We start from the raw sequence: 20,207 nt of genomic DNA on the forward strand, positions 1-20,207 counted from the left end.
TGGGGCTCCGCGCTTGTTGGCTGCGCTTGGGAGCGAATCACGAGGCTATGCCGGCACGGCCTGCCTGCCCGCCCGGTTGCGGGCAATGATGGTCTTCATGACCTGGGCCGTGCCATCACCGATCTGAAAGCCCAGCACATCGCGCAGGCGCTGCTCCATCACGCCCCGGTCGTAGCCGCCATGGCCCAACATCAGGAGGCACTGGTGGATGCAGTCATAGGCCAGCTTGGGGGCCCACCATTTGCACATGGCCGCCTCGGCGCTGTGGGGCTTGCCCTGGTCCTTGAGCCACAGCGCCTGCAGGCACAAAAGGCGCGCGGCGCTGACCTGCGTATCAAAATCCGCCAGCGGGTGCGACACCCCCTGAAACGCCGACAGGGGCTTGCCAAAGGCCTGGCGCTGGGTGACGTACTGCCAGGCATCGTTGAGCGCCGCACGCGCCACGGCCAGCACCTGCAGGCCGATCAGCGCGCGCGAATAGTCAAAGCCCTGCATCACCTGCACAAAGCCCTGGTTCTCATCACCCAGGCGGTGCGAGAGCGGTACACGCACGTTGTCAAAGAACAGCGAGCCTCGGCCAATGGAGCGCTGGCCATGGCAATCAAAGCGGCTGCGCGTGATGCCAGGTGCATCCATGGGCACCAGCAACGCCGTCACGCCATGCGCGCCCGATTCCACCGTGCCGGTGCGGCCAAATACCACGGCGATATCGCACTGGTCTGCGGCAGAGATCGAGGTCTTCTCGCCGTTGATCACGTAGCCTTCTGCATCGCGCTCAACGCGCAGACGCAGGTTGGCCGCGTCCGAGCCGCCCCGGGGCTCAGTCAGCGCAATGGCGCACAGCGCCTCGCCTGCCACCATTTTTTGCAACCAGGGCCCCGCCACATCCGGCTGGCCATGGGCGGCCAGGATCTGCGCATTGAGCGATGCCAGCAGCGGCACATAGGACATGCTCAGGTCGGCGCGCGCCAGCTCCTCATGCACCACGCCAGCGGCCAGGCAACCCAGGCCCTGCCCGCCCAGGTGCTCGGGCAGCTCAGGGGCAATCAGGCCCATCGCGCCCATCTCGCGCATCAGGCTGCGGTCCAGCACGCGGGTCCGGTCGCGCTCCAAAAAGCCCGGCGCCACGCGCGCGTCAGCAAACCGGCGCACCGATGCAGCCAGGCTCATCAAGTCATCGTTCAAGTACGGATTCATGGGCACCTCTTGCGGCAGGCTGCGTTACTTGGCGTGTTTGCGGAAATCGGGCTTGCGCTTCTCCTTGAGCGCAGCCACGCCTTCGCGCGACTCGTCGGTGTCGTAATACAGCTTGAGCGCATACATGCCCATGCCGGCAATGCCCGCCTGGTGTGCGGTGTCCATGTTGAAGCTGCGCTTGGCAATGGCAATTGCGGTGGGGCTGCGCTCGCAGATGGTCTCGGCCCATTCCTGCACGGAGGCATCGAGCTGCTCTGGCGCCACGCAGAGATTGGCCAGGCCCATGGCGACCGCCTCCTCGCCCGAGTAGCGCTTGTTCAGGTACCAGATCTCGCGCGCCTTTTTCTCGCCCACCACGCGCGCCAGGAACGCCGTGCCATAGCCCGGGTCCACCGAACCCATCTTGGGGCCCACCTGGCCAAAGACGGCCTTGTCCGAGCAGATCGTCAGATCACAGATGGTGCACAGCACATTGCCGCCGCCAATCGCATAGCCCTGGACGCGAGCGATTACGGGCTTGGGCACATTGCGGATGGCGTCGTGCAGCTCTTCCATCGGCAGGCCGATGGTGCCACGGCCATCGTAGTTGCCATCGTGGGCCGACTGGTCGCCACCGGTACAAAAAGCCTTGTCGCCCGCGCCGGCCAGCACGATGCAACCCACGCTTTTGTCATAGCCCGCCTTGTTCAGCGCGCGGATCAGCTCGTCGCAGGTGGTGCCGCGAAAGGCATTCATCTTCTCGGGCCGGTTGATGGTGATCCAGGCCACATGGTTGCGCACGTCGTAGAGGATGTCTTCGAATTCCATACCAGTCTCCTTGTGATTGTTGGGGGCCTTCAACCTGCCATCGTCAGGCCACCCGATACGCTGATGACCTGGCCGGTCACATAGGCGGCATCGGCGGAGGCAAAGAACAGGATGGCGCCGGGCAGGTCCTCGGGCTGGCCGATGCGGCCCAGCGGGATCGCGCGGGTAAAAGCCTCGAGCAGCTTGTCGGGGTTGCCCGCACCCTCCTTGTAGCTGGCGAACAAGGCGGTATCGGTGGGGCCAGGGCAGACCACGTTCACGGTGATGTTGTGGCGTGCATGCTCGCGTGCCAGGGTTTTGGACAGCGCCACCAGCCCGCCCTTGCAGGCGGTATAGACCGCCTCGCCCGAGGAGCCAACGCGCGCCGCGTCAGACGCGATATTGACGACACGCCCCGCCTTGCGCTCTGCCATGCGCGGCAGCACCGCATGGTGCATGTGCAAGGCGCCCACCAGGTTGATGGCGATCAGCTGCTGCCATTCACTCTCGTTGGTCTTGGTGAAGGGCTTGAACACATCCCAGCCGGCATTGTTGACCAGCACATCGATGCCGGCCCAGTGCTCGGCCTGCTGCACGGCGGCATCCACACTGGCGCGATCCGTGATGTCACAGGCCACTGCTTGCGCCTGTCCGCCTGCCGCTGCAATCGCATCGGCCACCGCCTGCGCGGCGCCCAGCTGCTTGTCGAGCACGGTCACCCGGGCGCCTTCGCTGGCAAAGCGCTTGCAGGTGGCGCCACCAATGCCGCCACCGCCACCTGTTACTACAACATGTTGCCCATCAAAACGTGCCATGATTCCACCTTTCTCGCGCATTGCATCGCTTAATTAGACAATATATTTACATAAATGCCATGCCATGGCAATATCCTGATCATGAGCAAAACCGCCAAAACACCTAGAGAAAACCCGAACCAGCTGCGCAACGATCTGGCCAACCGGCTGTACTTCAAGCTCTACCAATGCGCCAATATGTTGCATAAAACTGGCACCAAGGCGGTGGAAGCCCAGGGCCTGACCACGCAGCAATGGGCGGTGATGGGCGCGCTGTCGCGGCCCGAATCCGCGCAGGGCATGGGCATGGGCGACCTGGCCCGCTACCTGTTGGTGAGCCGCCAGAACCTGACCGGCCTGCTCTCACGCATGGAGGCCGCCGGCTATGTGCACAGCGTGCCCGACCCGGCGGACAAACGCTCCCGCCTGGTGCAGCTCACCCCCGCCGGGCAACAGGTGTGGCAGCACGATGCGGCTGAGTCGATTGGCCGCTATTACGAGCAGGCGCTGGAAGGGTTCTCGAGCAATGACATGGTCCACACCCTGCACTACCTGCTCAAGCTGCTGGACAACATGAAGGCGATCGATGCGCAGCAGAATGCGGGTAAGGAAGAGAGTTGAGCGCCGAAATACCCGAGCCAACGCAGCTTCAAACACCGAGGCCGCCTATGCCGTACAAAATAGCTCGACCGCATGGCACTAGCCTGATTTTCAATAACCAGTACCGCTGACAGTGCCCTCACTCCGATACTCGATTCGATAACGCTCTGCCTGGGTGATTGATAAATCAACAATCAGTAACCACCACAACAACCAATAACTGCCATCTCGCCATAGCCACATGCCACACTCGCGGGTTGTCAAAATCCATGAGGGATGGAATACATGCTCGGAAAAATAGAAAGTGCGCTGCTGTACCTGATGCGCTTGGTGATGGTGGTATTGGTGTTGTTCATCTTGTTCAACTTTGCGCTGTGGAGTTGGGGGGCTGCGCACAAACCCACACCGGGTACTGCCGCCGAAGATATGCACCCAAACCGCGACTGGGCTGCGCTCAAAATCAGCGAAGAAGAACTCAAGAAGATTACCTATTCAGACTTCGGCTATGACGATACCAACCAGACCCTGAGCGATGCCAAACTGGCTGCTGACCCAGCGGTAGTAGCGGCCTTTGCCGAGGTAGATGCGGTGTTGCGCGCCGCAATCGAGCGCGACCCTGCGCAACGCAAGAAACTGGAGGGAGACAACGAGGAGCAAGGCCTGGCAGCCATGCAGGCACTGCCCGCGCTGGTGGAAACCATACAGGCCAAAGAGCGGGCCAGCCAGGAGATGGACGCGGTAGACGCGGCGGCGGCAGCCACTGCAGCGGCCTCGGATGCGGCCGACAGCGAAGGCTGGAAACCCCAGCCCACCAGCATCGGCGAGGTGCTGCTGCAGCAAACACGCAGCATTATCAGCAGCTATGGCTATGAGGCAGGCCGCTCGTTCACGCTGGGCGCACCACAGGCGCTCAAAGCCCTGCTGGCCGACCCGCAAGTGCAAAAGGGAATCAACAAGCAAACCACGTCGATGGTGGTGACGAATCTGCTGCTCAACTATGGCATTGTGTTCAGCGCCAAGGCGGGTGAGAGCGAGATGTCAACAGCCAAGCCCAGCTGGCTGGAGCGCCTGATCGAGCCCAGCAATCTGCTGGTGTTCACCGTGCTGCTGTGGTCGTTCGTGTTCTTGATGATGATCGTGGTCTTCCTGCGCGTGGAACGTCATCTGCGCACCATGTCGCAGGACGGTAAGGCACTGGCTCAGCGCTCGTCCTAGACTAAAACGCCATTGTCCGCCAGCGACCACCCGTCAACCGGCGCACACTGAGACGGAAGAATCCTGGAGAGCGCAAGCTCTCCTTTTTTCTGGCGACCTTAATTGGGTGGGAGAACTGCCACTCCGGGTACCGAAAAGAAGTACATGGTGGAGACTCCGGTGCGCCGTCCAAGCGCAGGGTTGCTGCGGCCTGGAGATAACGAGCAATACAAAAAGGCTCGATACCATCGAGCCTTTTTAAGCATACGCACGGAAGGCGCTTGACGCGCTTTCTTACTTTTGCTGCGGTAGCTTTTCTTTCAGATAGGGGCCATCAAGCAGTGCATTCTGCCCGGTCCGCAGCGCCATGCTATTGGCCTGTATTGTCAGCGGCATGTAGTTGGGCGCGGCACGGGCAATCGCTGCGCTGACCAACATCCCGATCAAGCCCCCGTTGGAATTGTTCGGGGAATATTGCATGCGCTGCGTGTTTTTCCAGAGCTCCTCACCGGTTTTACTGACAAGCCGGTACTCAAAGTCCACCGTCACTGTCGTCGACAGAATGATGTACTGCGCATCCCACTGGTTGATGGTCACAAACAGCACCGCATCGGCCCCAAACATCTTGGCGATGGTCTCGGGCGGTTGCTCATGCACGCGCTCAGGCTCGTAGAAGCCCTCCTGCTCCAGCACCATCTTGGTCGTGTTCACCGGGAAGACGTAGTAGCCTTTTTCCGCAATCGGCACGGGCAATGCGCTCAGCACATAGTTGGGTGCATCCACATCCAGCGACTTGTTGACGATCGGCACGACGACGATCGAGCGCGGGTTGGCGGCTTCATAGGCGGCCAGATCGCGCTTGGGCGCTGTGGTTTGGCAGCCTACCAACAAAGCGCTGCTTGCAAGCAGCATCAAGGTGGAGATACGAGAGATGAAACCCTTCATGATGTGACTTCCCCGTTCGCCTTTTTGTCGCTGGTTGCCGGGGTCGCTTTGGAGCGGCTCTCCAGCGTCTTGATCATTGAATCCATCAGCGTGCGGCTTTCCGGCCAGAGTTCGCGCTCCTTGTTGTACTGCGCGATGGCCTCATCGGTCTTGCCTGTCTGCAGGTAGAGCGATCCCAGTTCGGCATACAGACCTGGTGCCACCTTTTGCTTGGCCTGCGTCATCGCAGCGATATGGGTTTCCAGCTTGGTTTGCAGCTCTACCACCGTCTCTGGGCTCTTGTAGGTGCTGTAGAGCGCTGCATCGTAGCCACCCCACTCGTACAGATTCTGATTGGTTGCGCAACCCGTCATCAACGCGAGCGCCGCTCCCGCAGCCGCATACCGGGCAGCGGATCGCAGCCCTTGAACATGCTTGTCGAAATACTTCATGTGTACTGACTCTTAGCGAATGTCGAACGTCTTGGTCACACCGTCACCCACGTAGAACTTCTCGTTGATGAACGTGTTGCCACTGCCTTGCACCACGAGCTGATGCGTTCCGGGCTCTACTTGCAGGGCCGCTTGCCCTGCCTGGAACTGACCTGCCGTTCCGACCTGCAGACCGTCCAGCACCACGGCTGCATTGCCCAAGCTTTCATGGGCCAGACGGAAAGTGATCTGTGGCTTGAGGGACACCACACCCTGTTTTTCGGTGGGCATCTGAACACAGGCGGTGAGGCTTGCGCCTGCAATCAGTGCACCTAGCACCAGCGTGGCTCCACGCAATCCCTTGAACATCATTTTCACTTTCCTCCCTCATGCAACACGACCAGAGAATTGGCTGGGTGCTTGCCCAGATCGCCCGAGACCACACTGGTGACGGCACCTTCGTTGAGTTCGTTGTCACCAAACAGCGCATCCACACGCAGCTGTGCAATCTTCTGACCTGGCAAGGTGATGATGGCACCAGTCTGCGGCGACTTGATCTGCTCACCAGCCGTCTGCACCGCCAGCGTCATGCCCGGTTGCAGCCCCTGGCTCTTGCCACCGCTGATGTAGATGCGGCCCCCTTCCACTTTGAGAATTGCAGTCGACCAGGGGCGGCGATTCATTTCAGTGGAGAGCTTGCTCACCGCTTCGGACACAGCCTGACGGATGGCAGCATCATTGAGCGTGCCGTCATAGCCAGCCCGCGAGCCGAAACCAAAAGTGGACGACACCTCATTGGATGCTTCGCCAGCACCGGATGTGGCAAAAAACACATGGCCCGTGCGCGTATCCACCAAACGGATATCGACCTTGGCAAATGCCACCTGCTTTTTCGAAGCCGATGCAAAGCCAGAACTGCCAACCGTCTTGCGCCCGAACTCGGAAAGCGAGCCGACAATCAGAGCATCAACGCCAATCAGGTCGAGCTTTTGTTGGGCCAACTGGCTTTCTGCTTGCACCTTGCTGATGTCTGGACGTTCAAACACCAGATATGCACCCGATTCCGTCAACGCCTTGCTGAACAGATCCGTCACCTGCTTGCCCAGTGGATCTCCATCCTTGTCGCGCAACAGGGACTGGCCATAGGCCGTTTCATTGGACAAACGTCCCAAGGCGACCTTGCGCTTGAGCGTTGGGGTGGCCGTTGCCTGCGCAAGGGTGCTGGCTTGCGCTGCTTTTTGCTCAGTCTGCGATTGTGGCGCCTGCTTGGTCTCGATCGGCGCTTGCTGCGTGGCGCACCCTCCCAAGCTCAGCAATACCGCCACTAGTGCACCTGAAGTACCCGCTTTTAATGCAAATCGCATTTCTCTTCCTTTTGCGTTCAATCCCATAAATCAGCTTTGGTGTCAGAATCCGGACGACTGTCCTTGCGCATAGAGATGCCAGACCTTTGTCCTGCCGAAGATAAATCCCTGGAGCGAGTGCCCAACTATAGGTTAAGTTTTATTGCTTTTGTGACAGGCAGTAATTGTATGACCTACGCGGCTGCATCCCACTCCATGGAGAAAACCGTGAATGCCCAGTCGCCATCGCTCGATGGGGACTGGAATTCGCTCGGTCACCCCATGTGTAGCAGCGGAGGCTGAGACCCGATCCGTCGCCATGCATCATAGAAATATGAAGCCGCTGCAAGACCGGAGTTGACAAATTTTAAGAATTGAACAACCACACTCTGGCCAAGCCGTTCCACCGGCACAACACTGCCACTGAACTGCAGCGGAAAACTACTCTCTATTGGACGACTTCAAAAATCTCTGTACCTATGCACCCATTACTTGGATACAGCCTGCTGCTTTCAGGCATTGCCTTGGCAATACTGGCCCAGCTTGGAATGGCTATTTTTGTGTTCAGATCTCAACCCTTAAAATTTCTGCTCTGCTTATTGGTCCGGTTTTATATCGTTGTCTGCGCTCAAAAAACACCGACAGGAAAGCGCTTTCTGGCAGCTTGGTACGCAGGGATAGCGATTTTTGCCATGGGAGGTGTACTGTCCAGCTAAGCAACAGGGGGTATGCATGGTGGCCAGAATGGCAAGGCGCTTGCTCAGCGCGCCTCTTGGATTCAAGCGCCGTATTTCTTATGCGCCGGCTCAATTTTCCTGTGGTCGCAGTCAAAGAAGAAATACGCCGACTTCACTCCCGCCTCACCCTGGGCTCAACGTCGCCACACAGGGGATTTTTAGTATGGAGGAATGAAACTTCCAAAGCCCTCCTCCCGAGCTCAAGCAGCTGGCCTCATCATCGGCGCACTGGCTCTAGCCAACATCCTGACCACATGGGTGCTGATCAGCAACCTGGATGCGATGCTCTACCCCGTAGAGGCCGACGCCATCATGATTCCCATAGCCAACAACTTTCTCAATTCGCTGCATCTCTTGCTCTGGTCAAGCCTGGGCATCGTCCTGCCCAGGCATCACATCGGATGGCGCATCGCGAGTCGTATTCTGCTTGGGGTAGCCGCCATGTATGCCCTGGCGTTGGTGGTGTATTGGTGGTACCCGTTTCACTATTTCGCGGGTGCATCATTTCTGCCGACCGTGGTGGCCTGTACATGGACTCTCTGGTTGCCCCTATCCAAACCGCAAGATCGGCCCACTCCCCATGCCTCAGGTCCTAGGGGTGATGCGCCGGCTGGTAAAGGCAGCGCAGCCCAGCAGCCCCATCGATAACAGCACCAACATTCCATCTGACAGCCCAGGAACGGGAACGGCCACAGAAGGAGGAATCACCACAGGCGCAGCAGCCTCCCCGTCGTCATTGGCAATCTGAATGGAAGCCACCGATGTGCCCGCCAGCAAGCTGTAGTCGCCAGGGTTGGCCGCTGGTGCGATGGCAACCGACACGGTGACCTGGCCATCGCCTCTCACGGTATTGGCGGTGGCCGTGATCGTGCAGCTCGCCGTGCTGGCGCCCACTGCAATCTCCAGCGGACCGGCGCAACCACTGTAGCGCGCAGCGTCCCCCGAGGTGCTCAGCCCCACGGTCAGCGCAGTCTCTGCAGGCCGGCTCAAACTCAGGGTGCAGCTAGCAGTCTGCCCCTCGGAATCCAACAGCTGCGCCTTATCGCACTGGATGGAGGCCGTAGGCGGCACCACTTCGAAGTTGGCCGATACCGAGGCCAGTGGCCCGACCACTTCGATATTGTCGATAGCACCCACAAAGCCGCTGGAGCCATTGCCGGCGCCACCCTCGATTGCAAAGACCACCATGTCGGCAAAGCGCGGGTCGGCCTGGAAGTCCGAAAATGGCCGTCGGATGTTGGGATCAAAGCCACCTTGCGCCGCACTGCGCCCTTGCCAAACGATGCCGTGGAGCATATCGGCGGTGGTCCACTGGCCCAGCCCCACACCGTGCACGCCGGCGATGTCCGGGGTGTAGACCAGGGTCTGCGTATGCACCCCTTGCGCATTGCGCAGGTACAGCCGCAGCACGGGCGCCTGGTCCACTACATCGGTGCTGTGCACCAGCCATTGGTAGGAGACGGTGGTCAGCTCCGACAGCTTGCCAAAGGTCGCCGCAGGGTAGTAAGCCAGTCCCGCCTTGGACGAGGTGACGGGCAAGTCAAGGCGCAGTGAGCCATTGCCGCTGTTCGGGAAATCGGTAGTGACCTGCGCCAGGCCCGCGCCTGTCAGTCCCACCTGCCCCCACTGGTTGGGGCCACTGCTGCCCCATTGGAATGTCGCCTCCGGCACCACATCCGCTGCAGCCACCACGGCAGCGCTCGCGCCCTGTGCCCATAAGCATGCCCAAAACCAGACCGCGCCCACTGAACAGATGCGAAACAACAGCTTCATAGTCACTCCAAACGTTGGAACGCATTGTTGTTTCTAGATGTAAACAAGTCCAGCGTTTTATTATTTATTTCTATCGCACTGATGTTTTTTGGGGATGTGTGGGGGTGCCAGCAGCAACGGTGTCAGCACCAGAGCTGCGGTCATTCCGCTGTTTCACGATGCCAGCGCAGGCTCAAAAAGCCCAGCACCAGCGCAAAGACCGTCAGCAGCACCAGCACCAGCCCGCCCAGCTTGGGAGCGGGTCTGGACAGGACGCCAGACGCTTGCTCGGTCACGGCCTCCATGCTGTGCCGCACGCGGCGGTACACCGTCTCATCGTCTTGCACTCGCGTACTGGCCGCCGCATGCATGTCCGTACCGGGCAAGGCTACCCCTTGCGCCCATGCGCTGGCCAGCCGTCCTGCGTAGGCCCCTTGGCTCTCTGCCGCCGTGTGCTGCGACACCAGGTTGTAGTCCGCCGACATGTCTCGGGACGAGACAGCAGTGGGCACGGCATGCGCGAGCAAGCAGCCCGATGCCATCCACCACCCCAGGATCAAACGCCTGCACAACCTCATTTCAGCAGCCATATACAGAAATTAACAATGTTGCTAACTATCGGACCGGGCCCGCTCACGGTCAATCCCCAAAATTAGTGAATATGTACTACGGCTGTCCTGCGCGTTGCAGGCTGGTGCTGGTGCCCGCCTGCATCTCCAGCCATGCGGTAAGACTGCCCGGCCCGGGTGCCGCAAGTGCGTCCGGGCCTTCTCAGCGATCCCATCGGATCAAAATATCAGCACCATCTAAAAATTGCGTGCTATAATCGACGGCTTAGCGGCTGTAGCTCAGCTGGATAGAGTACTTGGCTACGAACCAAGGGGTCGTGGGTTCGATTCCTGCCAGCCGCACCAAACGTAAAGCCTCAGAGTAGCAATGCTCTGAGGCTTTTTCGTTGCTGGGTACTGGGTATTGAATATTGGGTAGTGCCTGGCTCTTTCACACCCATCCATGAAAAAAGCCGATTTCCATCGCGGAAACCGGCTTGTGGTCAGCACAGCGCCTACGCGCTGAGTGCTTATTTGCTTGGGCGAATCAGCACATACTGCGTCCACTCACCCCGGCGGAACAGCACGTTGACGGGCTTGGACTTGTCGGCCTTGGCCACGGCAGCGTCAAACTGCTTGACGTCATTGATCTCGGTATTGGCAATCCCCAGGATCACATCGCCTTGCTTGAGACCAGCACGGGCAGCAGCCTCATCGGCCGACACAATCTGCACGCCCCCCTTGAGGTGCATGGACTTGCGCTGTGCATCGGTCAGATCCGTGACGACCAGGCCCAGTTGCTGGGCAGCGGTGGAAGGCTTGGACTTCTCTGGCTCCTTGCTGGTGGCAGCAGCATCTGCAGCGGCATCTGACGGAATCTCGATGATGGTGATCGGCAGGTCCAAAGTCTTGCCACGGCGGAACACCGTGACGGTGCTCTTCGAGCCTGGCTTGGTATTGCCCACCCAGCGCGGCAGATCCGCGAGCTTCTCCAGCGGCTTGCCATCGAACTTGGTGATGATGTCGCCCGCTTCCACGCCAGCCTTCTCCGCAGGCGAGCCGCTTTCCACACCCGTCACCATCGCGCCCTGGGCCTTGCCCAGACCGATGGATTCAGCCACATCCTTGCTCACGGTGGAGATTTGCACACCGATCTTGCCGCGCACCACGCGGCCGGTCGCGCGCAGCTGGTCGCTCACGCGCACCGCTTCATCGATAGGAATCGAGAACGAGATACCCATGAAGCCGCCCGAGCGCGAATAAATCTGGCTGTTGATGCCCACCACTTCGCCGCGCATGTTCAACAGCGGGCCGCCCGAGTTGCCGGGGTTGATGGCCACATCGGTCTGGATAAAGGGCAGGTAGTCGCCGGTGTCGCGCTGCTTGGCCGAGACAATGCCGGCGGTCACCGAGTTTTCCAGGCCAAAGGGCGAGCCAATCGCCATCACCCACTCGCCCACGCGCAGGCGGTTCACATCGCCAATCTTGACGGCGGGCAGGCCGGTGGCGTCGATCTTCACCACGGCCACATCGGTGCGCTTGTCGGCGCCCACGATCTTGGCCTTGAACTCACGCTTGTCGGTCAGCGTCACGATCACTTCATCGGCGCCATCGACCACATGCGCATTGGTCATCACATAGCCGTCAGCCGTCAGGATAAAGCCCGAGCCCAGGCCACTGGGCACCTCATCGCCATCGGCGCCAGGTCGCTGGGGGCGTTGCTGCTTGGGAATGCTGGGCACCGGCAGGCCAAAGCGCTTGAAGAACTCCAGCATCTCGGGGTCGAGGCCGCTTTGGCTTTGGCGGTTGGACACCTTCTCCATCGTGCGGATATTGACCACCGATGGGCCCACCTGGTCGACCAGGTCGGTGAAATCAGGCAGGCCACGCACCACGGCAGGTGCGGGGGTCTGGGCTGCTGCCGGCAGCATCATGGCGCTGCTGACGGACAGGATGGCCGCCAGCGCACTGATCTGAAAAGGCTTCCAACGCTTTAGAGACATATCACTCCTCAATTTGACAATATGGCGGCAGCGCATGCGCAGCGGTTCAAACGCTTTGCCCATGGTGCCGTGCCGCAATTGGAGGGGCAATAGGCCTCAAGGTTCCAAGCGTGCATCACCATCAGATAGGCGGTAAACCACAGGTTTCAAGCCTCGGTGCGCGAAAGGCATAAAAAAACACCTGCCAGGCAGGTGTTTTTCAAAGGGTTCAGCGCATCATCAGCACAGGCGCGATGCCTTGTCGGCGCAGCCATCGCTGCGCTTTTCGGCATTGAAAGTGGCATTGCGCAAGAAGCCCGCTGGCATCTGCAGATTGGCGGTGCCGCCAATCTGGCCGCGTGCCGCCAGCAATTCATCCAGGCGCGGATCACGCAGCATGATGCTGGAGTTCTGGCCCACCGTCACTTGCTGCTGCACCAGGCCTTGGGCATTGGACGCCGCCGGCCTTGGCGATGCAGCCGATGCAACCACCTGTGGTGCAGCAACACCTGCCATCTGCTGGCGTGCCTCTTGGCCGGCGCCACCTGAGAGCAAGCCGATACTGTTCCAGCCCACCATCGCCACAGCGGCCACGGTGGCAAAGCCGGCCACCATCTTCCAGCGGAAGACCGAGTGGTTGGCGGCATCCTGCGCTGCAGCGGCAGGCTTGACGGCCTGCGCAACTGCAGCAGCCACGGCCGGCACGGCGACCGCGCCTGGCGCGGGCTGACCCTGGGCCAGCAACGGCGGCTCCAGCGCCAGCTTGGCATTGAGCGCATCCAGAAATGCCAGGCTGTCGGAGCACGGCGCATGCGCCGAGCGCATCAGATCGCCAATGACCTGGTAGGACTGCACCGAGGCGTAGCAGGCCTCGTCCTGGGCCAACTCCGGCAGCTCGGCCAGCAGCTGGCTGAGCGCCTGGTCGTCCAGCTCACCATCGACCCAGGCGGACAGCTGCTCACAGGCTGCCTGCGTGCTCTTGTTCGATGCTTGGTTTTCGAGATTCATAGCCATATTCCTAGCGGGCCCCAGGCCCTTGCAGCCAGTCATCACACTCATATCAGCTACCAACGCTTGCCAGACTGGCGTTCAAGCATGGGCTTTACCTTGGCGGAAATCGCCTCGCGGGCGCGGAAAATACGCGACCGTACCGTACCGATGGGGCAATCCATCGCAGCGGCAATGTCTTCATAAGACATGCCTTCAATCTCGCGCAGCACGATAGCCTGTCGCAGGTCTTCGGGCAGCGCGTCCATCGCCGTGTTCACCGCCTGGGCAATTTCCTGGGCGGCAATCACCGTTTCCGGCGTCTCATCGGTCGTTAGTTCACGTCCGGGCACATAAGTTTCATCGTCATCGTCTTTTCCGCGCAGCGCACTCTCGGTCATCACCGGGTTACGGCTGAGCTCGACCATCGCCTTCTTGGCGGTATTGACGGCAATCCGGTACAGCCAGGTGTAGAACTGCGCGTCGCCCCGAAACTGCGGCAGCGCGCGGTAGGCACGCAAAAAGGTCTCCTGGGCCAGATCGGGCACCAGATCCACATCGCGCACCATACGCCCGATCAGGCGCTCGATGCGGCGCTGGTACTTGAGCACCAGCAGGCCATAGGCTTTTTGATCTCCTGCCACCGTGCGCTGCACCAGGTGCAGATCGCTGTCATTTGCATTCGGGGTACTGGCCGTTGGCGTTCCCGTCATAAAAGAGGCCCTCTTGGCGCTACAAGCTTGCAGCTATTGTTGTGGTTGTTCAGCTGTAGGCTTACACCTGATGGATGTTCTGCGGTTCAGCGGCAAGCGACGAGTATAAAACCCGACGAATATCCGGCCAGCGCTCTGGATTAGCGGCTTTTGCCACAACCAGCCACTGACCAGGACCCCGGCTTGGCAGCCCCTGGGCCTGCAGCAATATCCAGGATTGCCCATCCATCAGCACAGCCAGTTGCGCAAGCTCCTGGCGCTGCTCGAGCGCCAGCGGGCCCTGCCCAAGGCACCACTGAGAGCCGGTCCAGCACAAACAAGTTCCCTGCGGCCACAGCGGCATGCGCCAGACCAGCCCGATCGCCAGCGCCAACGCCAGCACCGCCAGCGCGCGCGGCAGCGCCGAAGGAGCGGATGCATGCATCCAGACCAGGCACAGCAACGTGACCAGGCACACCCAGCCGGCCAACAGCAGGCGGATGCGGCTTGGGCTCACCAGCACAAAGGACTGCAGCGCCATCAAGGCAAGTGGGCGATGCTGGGGCATGGCTGGGTGATGATTGACAGCGGCATCACCCCATTCTGCAGTGCACCTATCGGCGATCCCGCAGGGCAAACCCCGTGTAGCAGCTCCAACACCGTGCTGACCGAGGCGGCGCAAAAACAACAAAGGCCTCTGTCACAGAGGCCTTATCCAAGCGTGGCTGGGGCGGCGCACCAGGCGCCAACCCGCATCAAACCCGTTTGAACACCAAGGTGCCGTTGGTGCCGCCAAAACCAAAGTTGTTCTTGACGGCGATGTCCAGCTTGGCGTCGCGCGCGGTGTTCGCGCAGTAGTCCAGGTCGCATTCCGGATCCTGGTCCACCAAGTTGATGGTCGGAGGAATCTTCTGGTCCTTCAAGGCCATCACGGTAAAGACGCTTTCCAGGCCGCCAGCACCACCGAGCAAATGGCCAGTCATGGACTTGGTCGAGCTGACCACCAGCTTCTTGGCGTGCTCACCCATGGCGGCCTTGATGGCATTGGTCTCATTGAGGTCTCCCAGCGGCGTGGAAGTGCCGTGGGCATTGAGGTAGTCCACCTGGTCGGCGTTGACACCTGCATTGCGCAGAGCGGCCAGCATGGCGCGGCGCGGGCCGTCCATATTGGGCGCGGTCATGTGACCGGCGTCAGCGCTCATGCCATAACCCAGCAGCTCGGCATAGATCTTGGCACCACGGGCCTTGGCATGCTCGTACTCTTCGAGCACCACGATACCGGCACCCTCACCCAGCACAAAGCCATCACGGCCCTTGTCCCAGGGGCGCGATGCCGCCTTGGGATCGTCATTGCGTGTGGACAGCGCGCGCATGGCTGCGAACCCCCCCACACCCAATGGAGAAACAGTTGCTTCGGTACCACCTGCAATCATGACGTCGGCATCGCCGTACTCAATCATGCGACCGGCTTCACCAATGCAGTGCAAACCTGTCGTGCAAGCAGTCACCACCGACAGGTTCGGGCCCTTGAAGCCAAAACGCATCGATACATGACCTGCGACCATATTGATGATGGACGCGGGAACAAAGAAAGGCGTGATGCGACGCGCACCACGGCGCTCATATTCACCGTGCGTGTTCTCGATCAGTGGCAGGCCACCGATACCCGAACCAATCACACAGCCAATACGAGTTGCGAGCTCTTCATCCAGTGCCTCGCCCAAAGGCAGGCCGGCGTCTTTCACTGCCTCTTGGGCAGCGGCAATGCCGTAATGAATGAAGGAGTCCATCGTGCGTGCTTCCTTGGCACTCATATAGGACTCAAGGTCGAAACCTTTGACCTCACCTGCAATCTTGCAGCTGAAATCGGTGGTGTCGAACTTGGTAATGAGGTCAATGCCGGATTGACCGGCCAAAATGTTGGACCAGGCTTCAGCAACCGTGTTACCCACGGGGCTGATGCAACCCAGACCAGTCACGACGACGCGACGGCGACTCATGCGTTACAACTTTCTTGTTGATCTCTCGGAAGATTGGCAGCAAGACACTTGCGCCACAAGGGCGCCAAGTGCATGCGCAATCAATTAAGCCTTTTGGTGGCTGTTGGCGTAGTCGATGGCGTTCTGCACCGTCGTGATCTTCTCTGCGTCTTCGTCAGGGATCTCGATCTCGAACTCATCTTCCAAAGCCATCACCAGTTCCACGGTGTCCAGCGAGTCAGCGCCCAGGTCGGCTACAAAAGCCTTTTCGTTCGTTACTTGAGACTCTTCCACGCCGAGTTGCTCGGCGATGATTTTCTTGACACGTGCTTCGATATCGCTCATGGTTTCCCTCTGGGGGTTGTGAATGAACCCGCGATTCTAGCTGCTTCAGCAATACCTGAGTGCAACTTGCCGTCGCGAGGAAACGGCATTCAACTTTCGTCAAATCTACATATACATGCCGCCATTGACATGCAACTCCTGCCCGGTCACATAACCGGCGCCATCTGAGGCCAAATAGACCACAGCGTTGGCAATGTCTTGCGGCTGTCCCAGCTTGCCCAAGGCAATCTGCGACTGAAGTGCTTTCTTCTGCTCTTCGGGCAACTGGGCCGTCATATCGGTCTCGATGAAACCAGGCGCCACGCAGTTGACCGTGATGCCACGGCTGCCCAGCTCCTTGGCCAGCGAGCGCGTCATACCTGCCACACCCGCCTTGGCGGCCGCGTAGTTGGCCTGACCGGCATTGCCCGATGCACCCACCACACTGGTGATGCTGATGATACGGCCAAAACGCTGCTTCATCATCGGACGGATGGCGGCGCGGCTGGCACCGAACACGGCCTTCAGATTGGTGCCCAGCACGGCATCCCAGTCCTCGTCCTTCATGCGCATGGCCAAGGTGTCGCGGGTGATACCGGCGTTGTTGACCAGCACATGCAGACCGCCCTGGGTCTTGACCAGACTGTCAATCAGCGCGTCAACGGCAGCGCCATCGTTCACATCCAGTGCCACGCCACGCGAGCCGGCAAAGGCCGACAGCGCTTGCGAGATCTTGGCAGCGCCGTCTTCGGTGGTTGCCGTGCCGATCACCTGGTAGCCGGCAGCGCCGAGTGCCTGGGCAATGGCGGCGCCAATGCCGCGCGATGCGCCAGTAACGAGGGCAACTTTGGCGGTTGAGGTGGTTTCCGTCATGCAATGGCTCCTTTGGTTTCTTGCAAAGTGGCGGGATCATACAGGGCCACACCGACGAGTTCGGGGTCGATGCGCTTGGTCATGCCGGTGAGCACCTTGCCCGGGCCGCATTCGACCAGGTGGGTGGCGCCCAGCGCACGCAGGCGCTGCACGCACTCAACCCAGCGCACAGGGCCAAAGGCCTGGCGGTAGAGCGCATCACGGATGGCATCGGCATCGGTAGGCAGCGCCACATCGATGTTGTTGAGCACCGGAATCTGGGGCGCAGCCAGTTGCAGCTCTGCCAAGGCCAGCTTGAGCTTTTCAGCGGCGGGCTTCATCAGGCTGGAGTGGAAAGGCGCAGACACGGGCAGCGGCAGCGCGCGCTTGGCACCCGCCTCCTTCACGGCCAGGCTGGCCGCTTCCACCGCAGCCTTGGAGCCGGCGATGACCGTCTGGCCAGGGTCGTTGAAGTTCACCGCCTCGACCACTTCGGCGCCGCCCAGCTGGGCCGTCACCTGGGCGCACACGGCCTTGACCTTGTCGGCCTCCAGGCCCAGCACTGCCGCCATGGCGCCAGCACCCACAGGCACGGCCTCTTGCATGGCAGCGCCCCGCAGGCGCACCAGCGGCGCGGCCTGGCTCAGGGTCAGCACACCGGCAGCCACCAGGGCGGAATACTCGCCCAGCGAGTGGCCAGCAACCGCTATCGGCATGGGGCCGCCTTCGGCCTGCCAGACACGCCATGCCGCCACACCAGCGACCAGCATCACGGGCTGGGTGTTGGCGGTCAGCGCCAATGTTTCTTTGGGGCCGTTCTGGATCAGCGCGCCCAGGTCTTCGCCCAGCGCATCAGAGGCTTCCTGCAGCGCCTGGACAACGGCGGGGTGGCCACCCCAGGCATCGAGCATGCCCACAGACTGCGAGCCTTGGCCCGGAAATACAAATGCAAAAGCGCTCATGTCTCGGTTCAATCAGTTTTTTATCAATCAGCGGATGACAGCGGTCTCGGCAACGCCGAGCCATGCTACATCGTCAGCAGCACCGCACCCCAGGTGAAGCCGCCGCCCACGCCTTCGAGCATCACATTCTGCCCGGGCTTGACCTGGCCGCTGCGCACGGCGTGGTCCAGCGCCAACGGGATCGAGGCCGCCGAGGTGTTGCCATGCTGGTCGACGGTGACGACAACCTTCTCCGGCGCGAGCTTGAGCTTGCGCGCCGTGCTCATCATGATGCGCAGGTTGGCCTGGTGCGGAATCAGCCAATCGATGTCGGCTTCCTGCATGTTCGCCTTTTCCAGTGCAGCGCGTGCGGCCTTGTCCAGCACACCGACGGCGAGCTTGAACACCGCCTGGCCATCCATGCGCAGCAGCGGCGAGCCAATCACCTGGCCACCCGAGACATTGCCCGGCACGCACAGAATGTCGACATGGCTGCCATCGGCATGCAGCTCGGTGGCCAGGATGCCGGGCTTGTCAGACGCCTCCAGCACCACAGCGCCGGCGCCATCGCCAAACAGCACGCAGGTGGTGCGGTCATTGAAGTCCAGAATGCGGCTGAATACCTCGGCACCCACCACCAGCACGCGCTTGGCGCTGCCGGACTTGATCATCGAGTCCGCCACCGTCAGCGCGTAGACAAAACCGCTGCAAACCGCCTGCATGTCAAACACCGGGCAGCCATTGGCAATACCCAGCTTGTGCTGCAGGATCGCGGCGGTCGAGGGGAAGACCATGTCCGGCGTCGAGGTCGCGACGATGATCAGGTCGATGTCGCTGGCCTGGATATTGGCGGCCTGGAGCGCGTTCTTCGAGGCCTCCAGCGCCAGATCGCTGGCTACGACATCGGGCGCTGCAAAATGGCGCGCCTTGATACCGGTGCGCTCCACAATCCACTCGTCGGAGGTTTCCAGACCGCGCGTGGCCATCTCAGCAGCCAACTCATCATTGGTGACACGACGTGGCGGCAAGTAGCTGCCAGTGCCGATAATGCGGGAATAAATACTCATCGAATTCAGGTAGGAGACGTCACGGTTTTGGCAGCAGCATTGCTGTCTGCCGACATCAGCAGGGGCGCTGCCGTCTGAATCTTGGTCTGCACACGCCCCAGCAAATCATTGCGGGCGGCATCATAGGCGCGCCGCAAGGCATGCTCATACGCCACCGCGTCGGCCGAGCCATGGCTTTTAAAAACCAGGCCGCGCAATCCGAGCAATGCAGCCCCATTGTAGCGGCGGTGGTCCACCCGCTTCATCAAGCGCGCCAGCACCGGGTAAGCGATCACTGCGGCGATCTTCGTGAGCAGGTTGCGCTTGAACTCTTGTTTGAGCCCGTTGCTGATCATGCTGGCCACGCCTTCGCTGGCCTTGAGCGCGACATTGCCGACAAAGCCATCACAGGTCACGATATCGACCGTGCCCTTGAAGATGTCATTGCCTTCGACATTGCCGTAAAAATTGAGGTACCCCGACTGGCCAGCGGTGCGCAGCAGCTCGCCGGCGCGCTTAATGACCTCGCTGCCCTTGATGGCTTCTTCACCAATATTGAGCAGGCCAACGGTGGGGTTTTCTTTGTTTTCCAGGGCGCTGACCAAGGCCGAGCCCATGACGGCGAACTGCAGCAGATGCTCTGCACTGCAGTCCACATTGGCGCCCAGGTCCAGCACCGTGGTGGCGCCACCCTTGGCGTGGGGAAGTTGGGTGGCGATAGCCGGGCGGTCGATGCCCTCCAGCGTCTTGAGCACATAACGGGCAATGGCCATCAACGCCCCGGTATTGCCCGCCGACACGGCCGCCAGTGCGGCGCCCGTCTTCACCTGGCTGATGGCCACCCGCATCGAAGAATCCTTCTTCTTGCGCAGGGCCACCTCCACCGGGTCATCCATAGTGACCACTTCGCTTGCAGGCACGATGGTGGCACGCTCGTGCTGAAAAGACTGCAATGCCTCAGCCTGCCCGACCATCAACAGATGGGCATCAGGGTGGCTATCCAAAAACTTCTTGCATGCGGGTAGTGTGACACGGATACCTGCGTCCCCACCCATGCAATCCACGGCCAGTGTGATCATTCGTTCGGTAATTCTTTGA

General features: G+C 60.6%; 23 protein-coding genes and 1 tRNA gene. 5 read left to right on the forward strand and 19 right to left on the reverse strand.

What is annotated here, in order from left to right; all coding sequences use genetic code 11:
- Positions 1 to 45 precede the first annotated feature (45 nt).
- From aliB to WH367_RS00765, 3 genes are read right to left on the reverse strand one after another with little or no spacing between them, the layout of a single operon-like run.
- Complete coding sequence (aliB, locus tag WH367_RS00755; protein ID WP_339533722.1) at positions 46 to 1,197, reverse strand: cyclohexanecarboxyl-CoA dehydrogenase; 1,152 nt, start codon at positions 1,195 to 1,197, stop codon at positions 46 to 48.
- 24 nt (positions 1,198 to 1,221) lie between these two features.
- Positions 1,222 to 2,004 (reverse strand): 2-ketocyclohexanecarboxyl-CoA hydrolase, encoded by a 783-nt coding sequence (badI, locus tag WH367_RS00760; protein WP_339533724.1) that lies wholly within the window; start codon positions 2,002 to 2,004, stop codon positions 1,222 to 1,224.
- Between the two features lie 29 nt (positions 2,005 to 2,033).
- The gene (locus tag WH367_RS00765) at positions 2,034 to 2,798 is read right to left on the reverse strand and encodes a glucose 1-dehydrogenase (protein WP_339533725.1); all 765 of its coding nucleotides are present in this window, start codon (positions 2,796 to 2,798) and stop codon (positions 2,034 to 2,036) included.
- A gap of 81 nt (positions 2,799 to 2,879) precedes the next feature.
- On the opposite strand from WH367_RS00765, the gene WH367_RS00770 reads away from it, so the two are divergent.
- Both WH367_RS00770 and WH367_RS00775 read left to right on the forward strand, forming a co-directional pair.
- Positions 2,880 to 3,398 carry a MarR family winged helix-turn-helix transcriptional regulator gene (locus tag WH367_RS00770; protein ID WP_339533727.1) on the forward strand — a complete coding sequence of 173 codons (519 nt, stop codon included), beginning with the start codon at positions 2,880 to 2,882 and terminating at the stop codon, positions 3,396 to 3,398.
- 264 nt (positions 3,399 to 3,662) lie between these two features.
- Complete coding sequence (locus tag WH367_RS00775; protein WP_339533729.1) at positions 3,663 to 4,592, forward strand: hypothetical protein; 930 nt, start codon at positions 3,663 to 3,665, stop codon at positions 4,590 to 4,592.
- 273 nt (positions 4,593 to 4,865) lie between these two features.
- Here WH367_RS00775 and WH367_RS00780 read toward each other — a convergent pair whose 3' ends face one another.
- Genes WH367_RS00780 through WH367_RS00795 form a run of 4 tightly spaced genes read right to left on the reverse strand, consistent with a single transcriptional unit; the run spans position 4,866 to position 7,317 of the window.
- Positions 4,866 to 5,516, reverse strand: a complete 651-nt coding sequence (locus tag WH367_RS00780; RefSeq protein WP_339533730.1) for a DUF799 domain-containing protein — start codon at positions 5,514 to 5,516, stop codon at positions 4,866 to 4,868.
- The gene (locus tag WH367_RS00785; RefSeq protein ID WP_339533732.1) at positions 5,513 to 5,947 is read right to left on the reverse strand and encodes a DUF4810 domain-containing protein; all 435 of its coding nucleotides are present in this window, start codon (positions 5,945 to 5,947) and stop codon (positions 5,513 to 5,515) included. The genes WH367_RS00780 and WH367_RS00785 overlap by 4 nt, the downstream gene beginning before the upstream one ends.
- Before the next feature lie 12 nt (positions 5,948 to 5,959).
- On the reverse strand, positions 5,960 to 6,304 hold the full coding sequence (locus WH367_RS00790; RefSeq protein ID WP_165841224.1) for a hypothetical protein: 345 nt from the start codon (positions 6,302 to 6,304) through the stop codon (positions 5,960 to 5,962).
- The gene (locus tag WH367_RS00795; protein ID WP_339533734.1) at positions 6,301 to 7,317 is read right to left on the reverse strand and encodes a CsgG/HfaB family protein; all 1,017 of its coding nucleotides are present in this window, start codon (positions 7,315 to 7,317) and stop codon (positions 6,301 to 6,303) included. The genes WH367_RS00790 and WH367_RS00795 overlap by 4 nt, the downstream gene beginning before the upstream one ends.
- A 326-nt stretch (positions 7,318 to 7,643) precedes the next feature.
- On the opposite strand from WH367_RS00795, the gene WH367_RS00800 reads away from it, so the two are divergent.
- Positions 7,644 to 7,985 (forward strand): hypothetical protein, encoded by a 342-nt coding sequence (locus tag WH367_RS00800; protein WP_339533736.1) that lies wholly within the window; start codon positions 7,644 to 7,646, stop codon positions 7,983 to 7,985.
- 192 nt (positions 7,986 to 8,177) lie between these two features.
- Complete coding sequence (locus WH367_RS00805) at positions 8,178 to 8,654, forward strand: hypothetical protein (RefSeq protein WP_339533738.1); 477 nt, start codon at positions 8,178 to 8,180, stop codon at positions 8,652 to 8,654.
- Here WH367_RS00805 and WH367_RS00810 read toward each other — a convergent pair.
- On the reverse strand, positions 8,592 to 9,779 hold the full coding sequence (locus WH367_RS00810; protein WP_339533739.1) for a hypothetical protein: 1,188 nt from the start codon (positions 9,777 to 9,779) through the stop codon (positions 8,592 to 8,594). The genes WH367_RS00805 and WH367_RS00810 overlap by 63 nt on opposite strands.
- Before the next feature lie 140 nt (positions 9,780 to 9,919).
- Entirely contained in the window at positions 9,920 to 10,270 is a 351-nt protein-coding gene (locus WH367_RS00815; RefSeq protein ID WP_339533741.1) for a hypothetical protein, read from the reverse strand.
- 325 nt (positions 10,271 to 10,595) lie between these two features.
- Between WH367_RS00815 and WH367_RS00820 the strand changes: the two genes are divergently transcribed.
- A tRNA-Arg gene (locus WH367_RS00820) sits at positions 10,596 to 10,672 on the forward strand.
- 164 nt (positions 10,673 to 10,836) lie between these two features.
- Here the strand turns inward: WH367_RS00820 and WH367_RS00825 are convergent.
- The 10 genes from WH367_RS00825 to plsX form a co-directional block, all read right to left on the reverse strand.
- On the reverse strand, positions 10,837 to 12,309 hold the full coding sequence (locus tag WH367_RS00825) for a DegQ family serine endoprotease (protein WP_043341130.1): 1,473 nt from the start codon (positions 12,307 to 12,309) through the stop codon (positions 10,837 to 10,839).
- A gap of 219 nt (positions 12,310 to 12,528) precedes the next feature.
- Positions 12,529 to 13,296, reverse strand: a complete 768-nt coding sequence (locus WH367_RS00830; protein WP_339533742.1) for a sigma-E factor negative regulatory protein — start codon at positions 13,294 to 13,296, stop codon at positions 12,529 to 12,531.
- Between the two features lie 56 nt (positions 13,297 to 13,352).
- Entirely contained in the window at positions 13,353 to 13,988 is a 636-nt protein-coding gene (rpoE, locus tag WH367_RS00835) for an RNA polymerase sigma factor RpoE (RefSeq protein ID WP_182343191.1), read from the reverse strand.
- Between the two features lie 61 nt (positions 13,989 to 14,049).
- Complete coding sequence (locus WH367_RS00840; RefSeq protein WP_339533743.1) at positions 14,050 to 14,511, reverse strand: hypothetical protein; 462 nt, start codon at positions 14,509 to 14,511, stop codon at positions 14,050 to 14,052.
- A 211-nt stretch (positions 14,512 to 14,722) separates the two neighbouring features.
- Positions 14,723 to 15,967, reverse strand: a complete 1,245-nt coding sequence (gene fabF, locus WH367_RS00845; RefSeq protein WP_021027955.1) for a beta-ketoacyl-ACP synthase II — start codon at positions 15,965 to 15,967, stop codon at positions 14,723 to 14,725.
- Positions 15,968 to 16,051: 84 nt separating this feature from the next.
- Entirely contained in the window at positions 16,052 to 16,291 is a 240-nt protein-coding gene (acpP, locus tag WH367_RS00850; RefSeq protein ID WP_021027954.1) for an acyl carrier protein, read from the reverse strand.
- A 105-nt stretch (positions 16,292 to 16,396) separates the two neighbouring features.
- Entirely contained in the window at positions 16,397 to 17,143 is a 747-nt protein-coding gene (gene fabG, locus WH367_RS00855; protein WP_021027953.1) for a 3-oxoacyl-ACP reductase FabG, read from the reverse strand.
- On the reverse strand, positions 17,140 to 18,084 hold the full coding sequence (gene fabD, locus WH367_RS00860) for an ACP S-malonyltransferase (protein WP_021027952.1): 945 nt from the start codon (positions 18,082 to 18,084) through the stop codon (positions 17,140 to 17,142). Before fabD ends, fabG begins: the two co-directional genes overlap by 4 nt.
- 65 nt (positions 18,085 to 18,149) lie before the next feature.
- Complete coding sequence (locus WH367_RS00865) at positions 18,150 to 19,130, reverse strand: beta-ketoacyl-ACP synthase III (RefSeq protein WP_312988766.1); 981 nt, start codon at positions 19,128 to 19,130, stop codon at positions 18,150 to 18,152.
- A gap of 5 nt (positions 19,131 to 19,135) precedes the next feature.
- Entirely contained in the window at positions 19,136 to 20,188 is a 1,053-nt protein-coding gene (plsX, locus tag WH367_RS00870; protein WP_021027950.1) for a phosphate acyltransferase PlsX, read from the reverse strand.
- Between the last annotated feature and the right edge of the window lie 19 nt (positions 20,189 to 20,207).

The organism is Comamonas sp. MYb21, from assembly GCF_037479395.1.
Lineage (GTDB): Bacteria > Pseudomonadota > Gammaproteobacteria > Burkholderiales > Burkholderiaceae_C > Comamonas.

Excerpts from the sequence above, each read along its gene's own strand:
- aliB (WP_339533722.1), bottom strand. The coding sequence starts at position 1,197 with ATGAATCCGTACTTGAACGATGACTTGATGAGCCTGGCTGCATCGGTG.
- badI (WP_339533724.1), bottom strand. The coding sequence starts at position 2,004 with ATGGAATTCGAAGACATCCTCTACGACGTGCGCAACCATGTGGCCTGG.
- WH367_RS00765 (WP_339533725.1), bottom strand. The coding sequence starts at position 2,798 with ATGGCACGTTTTGATGGGCAACATGTTGTAGTAACAGGTGGCGGTGGC.
- WH367_RS00770 (WP_339533727.1), top strand. The coding sequence starts at position 2,880 with ATGAGCAAAACCGCCAAAACACCTAGAGAAAACCCGAACCAGCTGCGC.
- WH367_RS00775 (WP_339533729.1), top strand. The coding sequence starts at position 3,663 with ATGCTCGGAAAAATAGAAAGTGCGCTGCTGTACCTGATGCGCTTGGTG.
- WH367_RS00780 (WP_339533730.1), bottom strand. The coding sequence starts at position 5,516 with ATGAAGGGTTTCATCTCTCGTATCTCCACCTTGATGCTGCTTGCAAGC.
- WH367_RS00785 (WP_339533732.1), bottom strand. The coding sequence starts at position 5,947 with ATGAAGTATTTCGACAAGCATGTTCAAGGGCTGCGATCCGCTGCCCGG.
- WH367_RS00795 (WP_339533734.1), bottom strand. The coding sequence starts at position 7,317 with ATGGGATTGAACGCAAAAGGAAGAGAAATGCGATTTGCATTAAAAGCG.
- WH367_RS00805 (WP_339533738.1), top strand. The coding sequence starts at position 8,178 with ATGAAACTTCCAAAGCCCTCCTCCCGAGCTCAAGCAGCTGGCCTCATC.
- WH367_RS00810 (WP_339533739.1), bottom strand. The coding sequence starts at position 9,779 with ATGAAGCTGTTGTTTCGCATCTGTTCAGTGGGCGCGGTCTGGTTTTGG.
- WH367_RS00825 (WP_043341130.1), bottom strand. The coding sequence starts at position 12,309 with ATGTCTCTAAAGCGTTGGAAGCCTTTTCAGATCAGTGCGCTGGCGGCC.
- WH367_RS00830 (WP_339533742.1), bottom strand. The coding sequence starts at position 13,296 with ATGAATCTCGAAAACCAAGCATCGAACAAGAGCACGCAGGCAGCCTGT.
- rpoE (WP_182343191.1), bottom strand. The coding sequence starts at position 13,988 with ATGACGGGAACGCCAACGGCCAGTACCCCGAATGCAAATGACAGCGAT.
- fabF (WP_021027955.1), bottom strand. The coding sequence starts at position 15,967 with ATGAGTCGCCGTCGCGTCGTCGTGACTGGTCTGGGTTGCATCAGCCCC.
- acpP (WP_021027954.1), bottom strand. The coding sequence starts at position 16,291 with ATGAGCGATATCGAAGCACGTGTCAAGAAAATCATCGCCGAGCAACTC.
- fabG (WP_021027953.1), bottom strand. The coding sequence starts at position 17,143 with ATGACGGAAACCACCTCAACCGCCAAAGTTGCCCTCGTTACTGGCGCA.
- fabD (WP_021027952.1), bottom strand. The coding sequence starts at position 18,084 with ATGAGCGCTTTTGCATTTGTATTTCCGGGCCAAGGCTCGCAGTCTGTG.
- WH367_RS00865 (WP_312988766.1), bottom strand. The coding sequence starts at position 19,130 with ATGAGTATTTATTCCCGCATTATCGGCACTGGCAGCTACTTGCCGCCA.
- plsX (WP_021027950.1), bottom strand. The coding sequence starts at position 20,188 with ATGATCACACTGGCCGTGGATTGCATGGGTGGGGACGCAGGTATCCGT.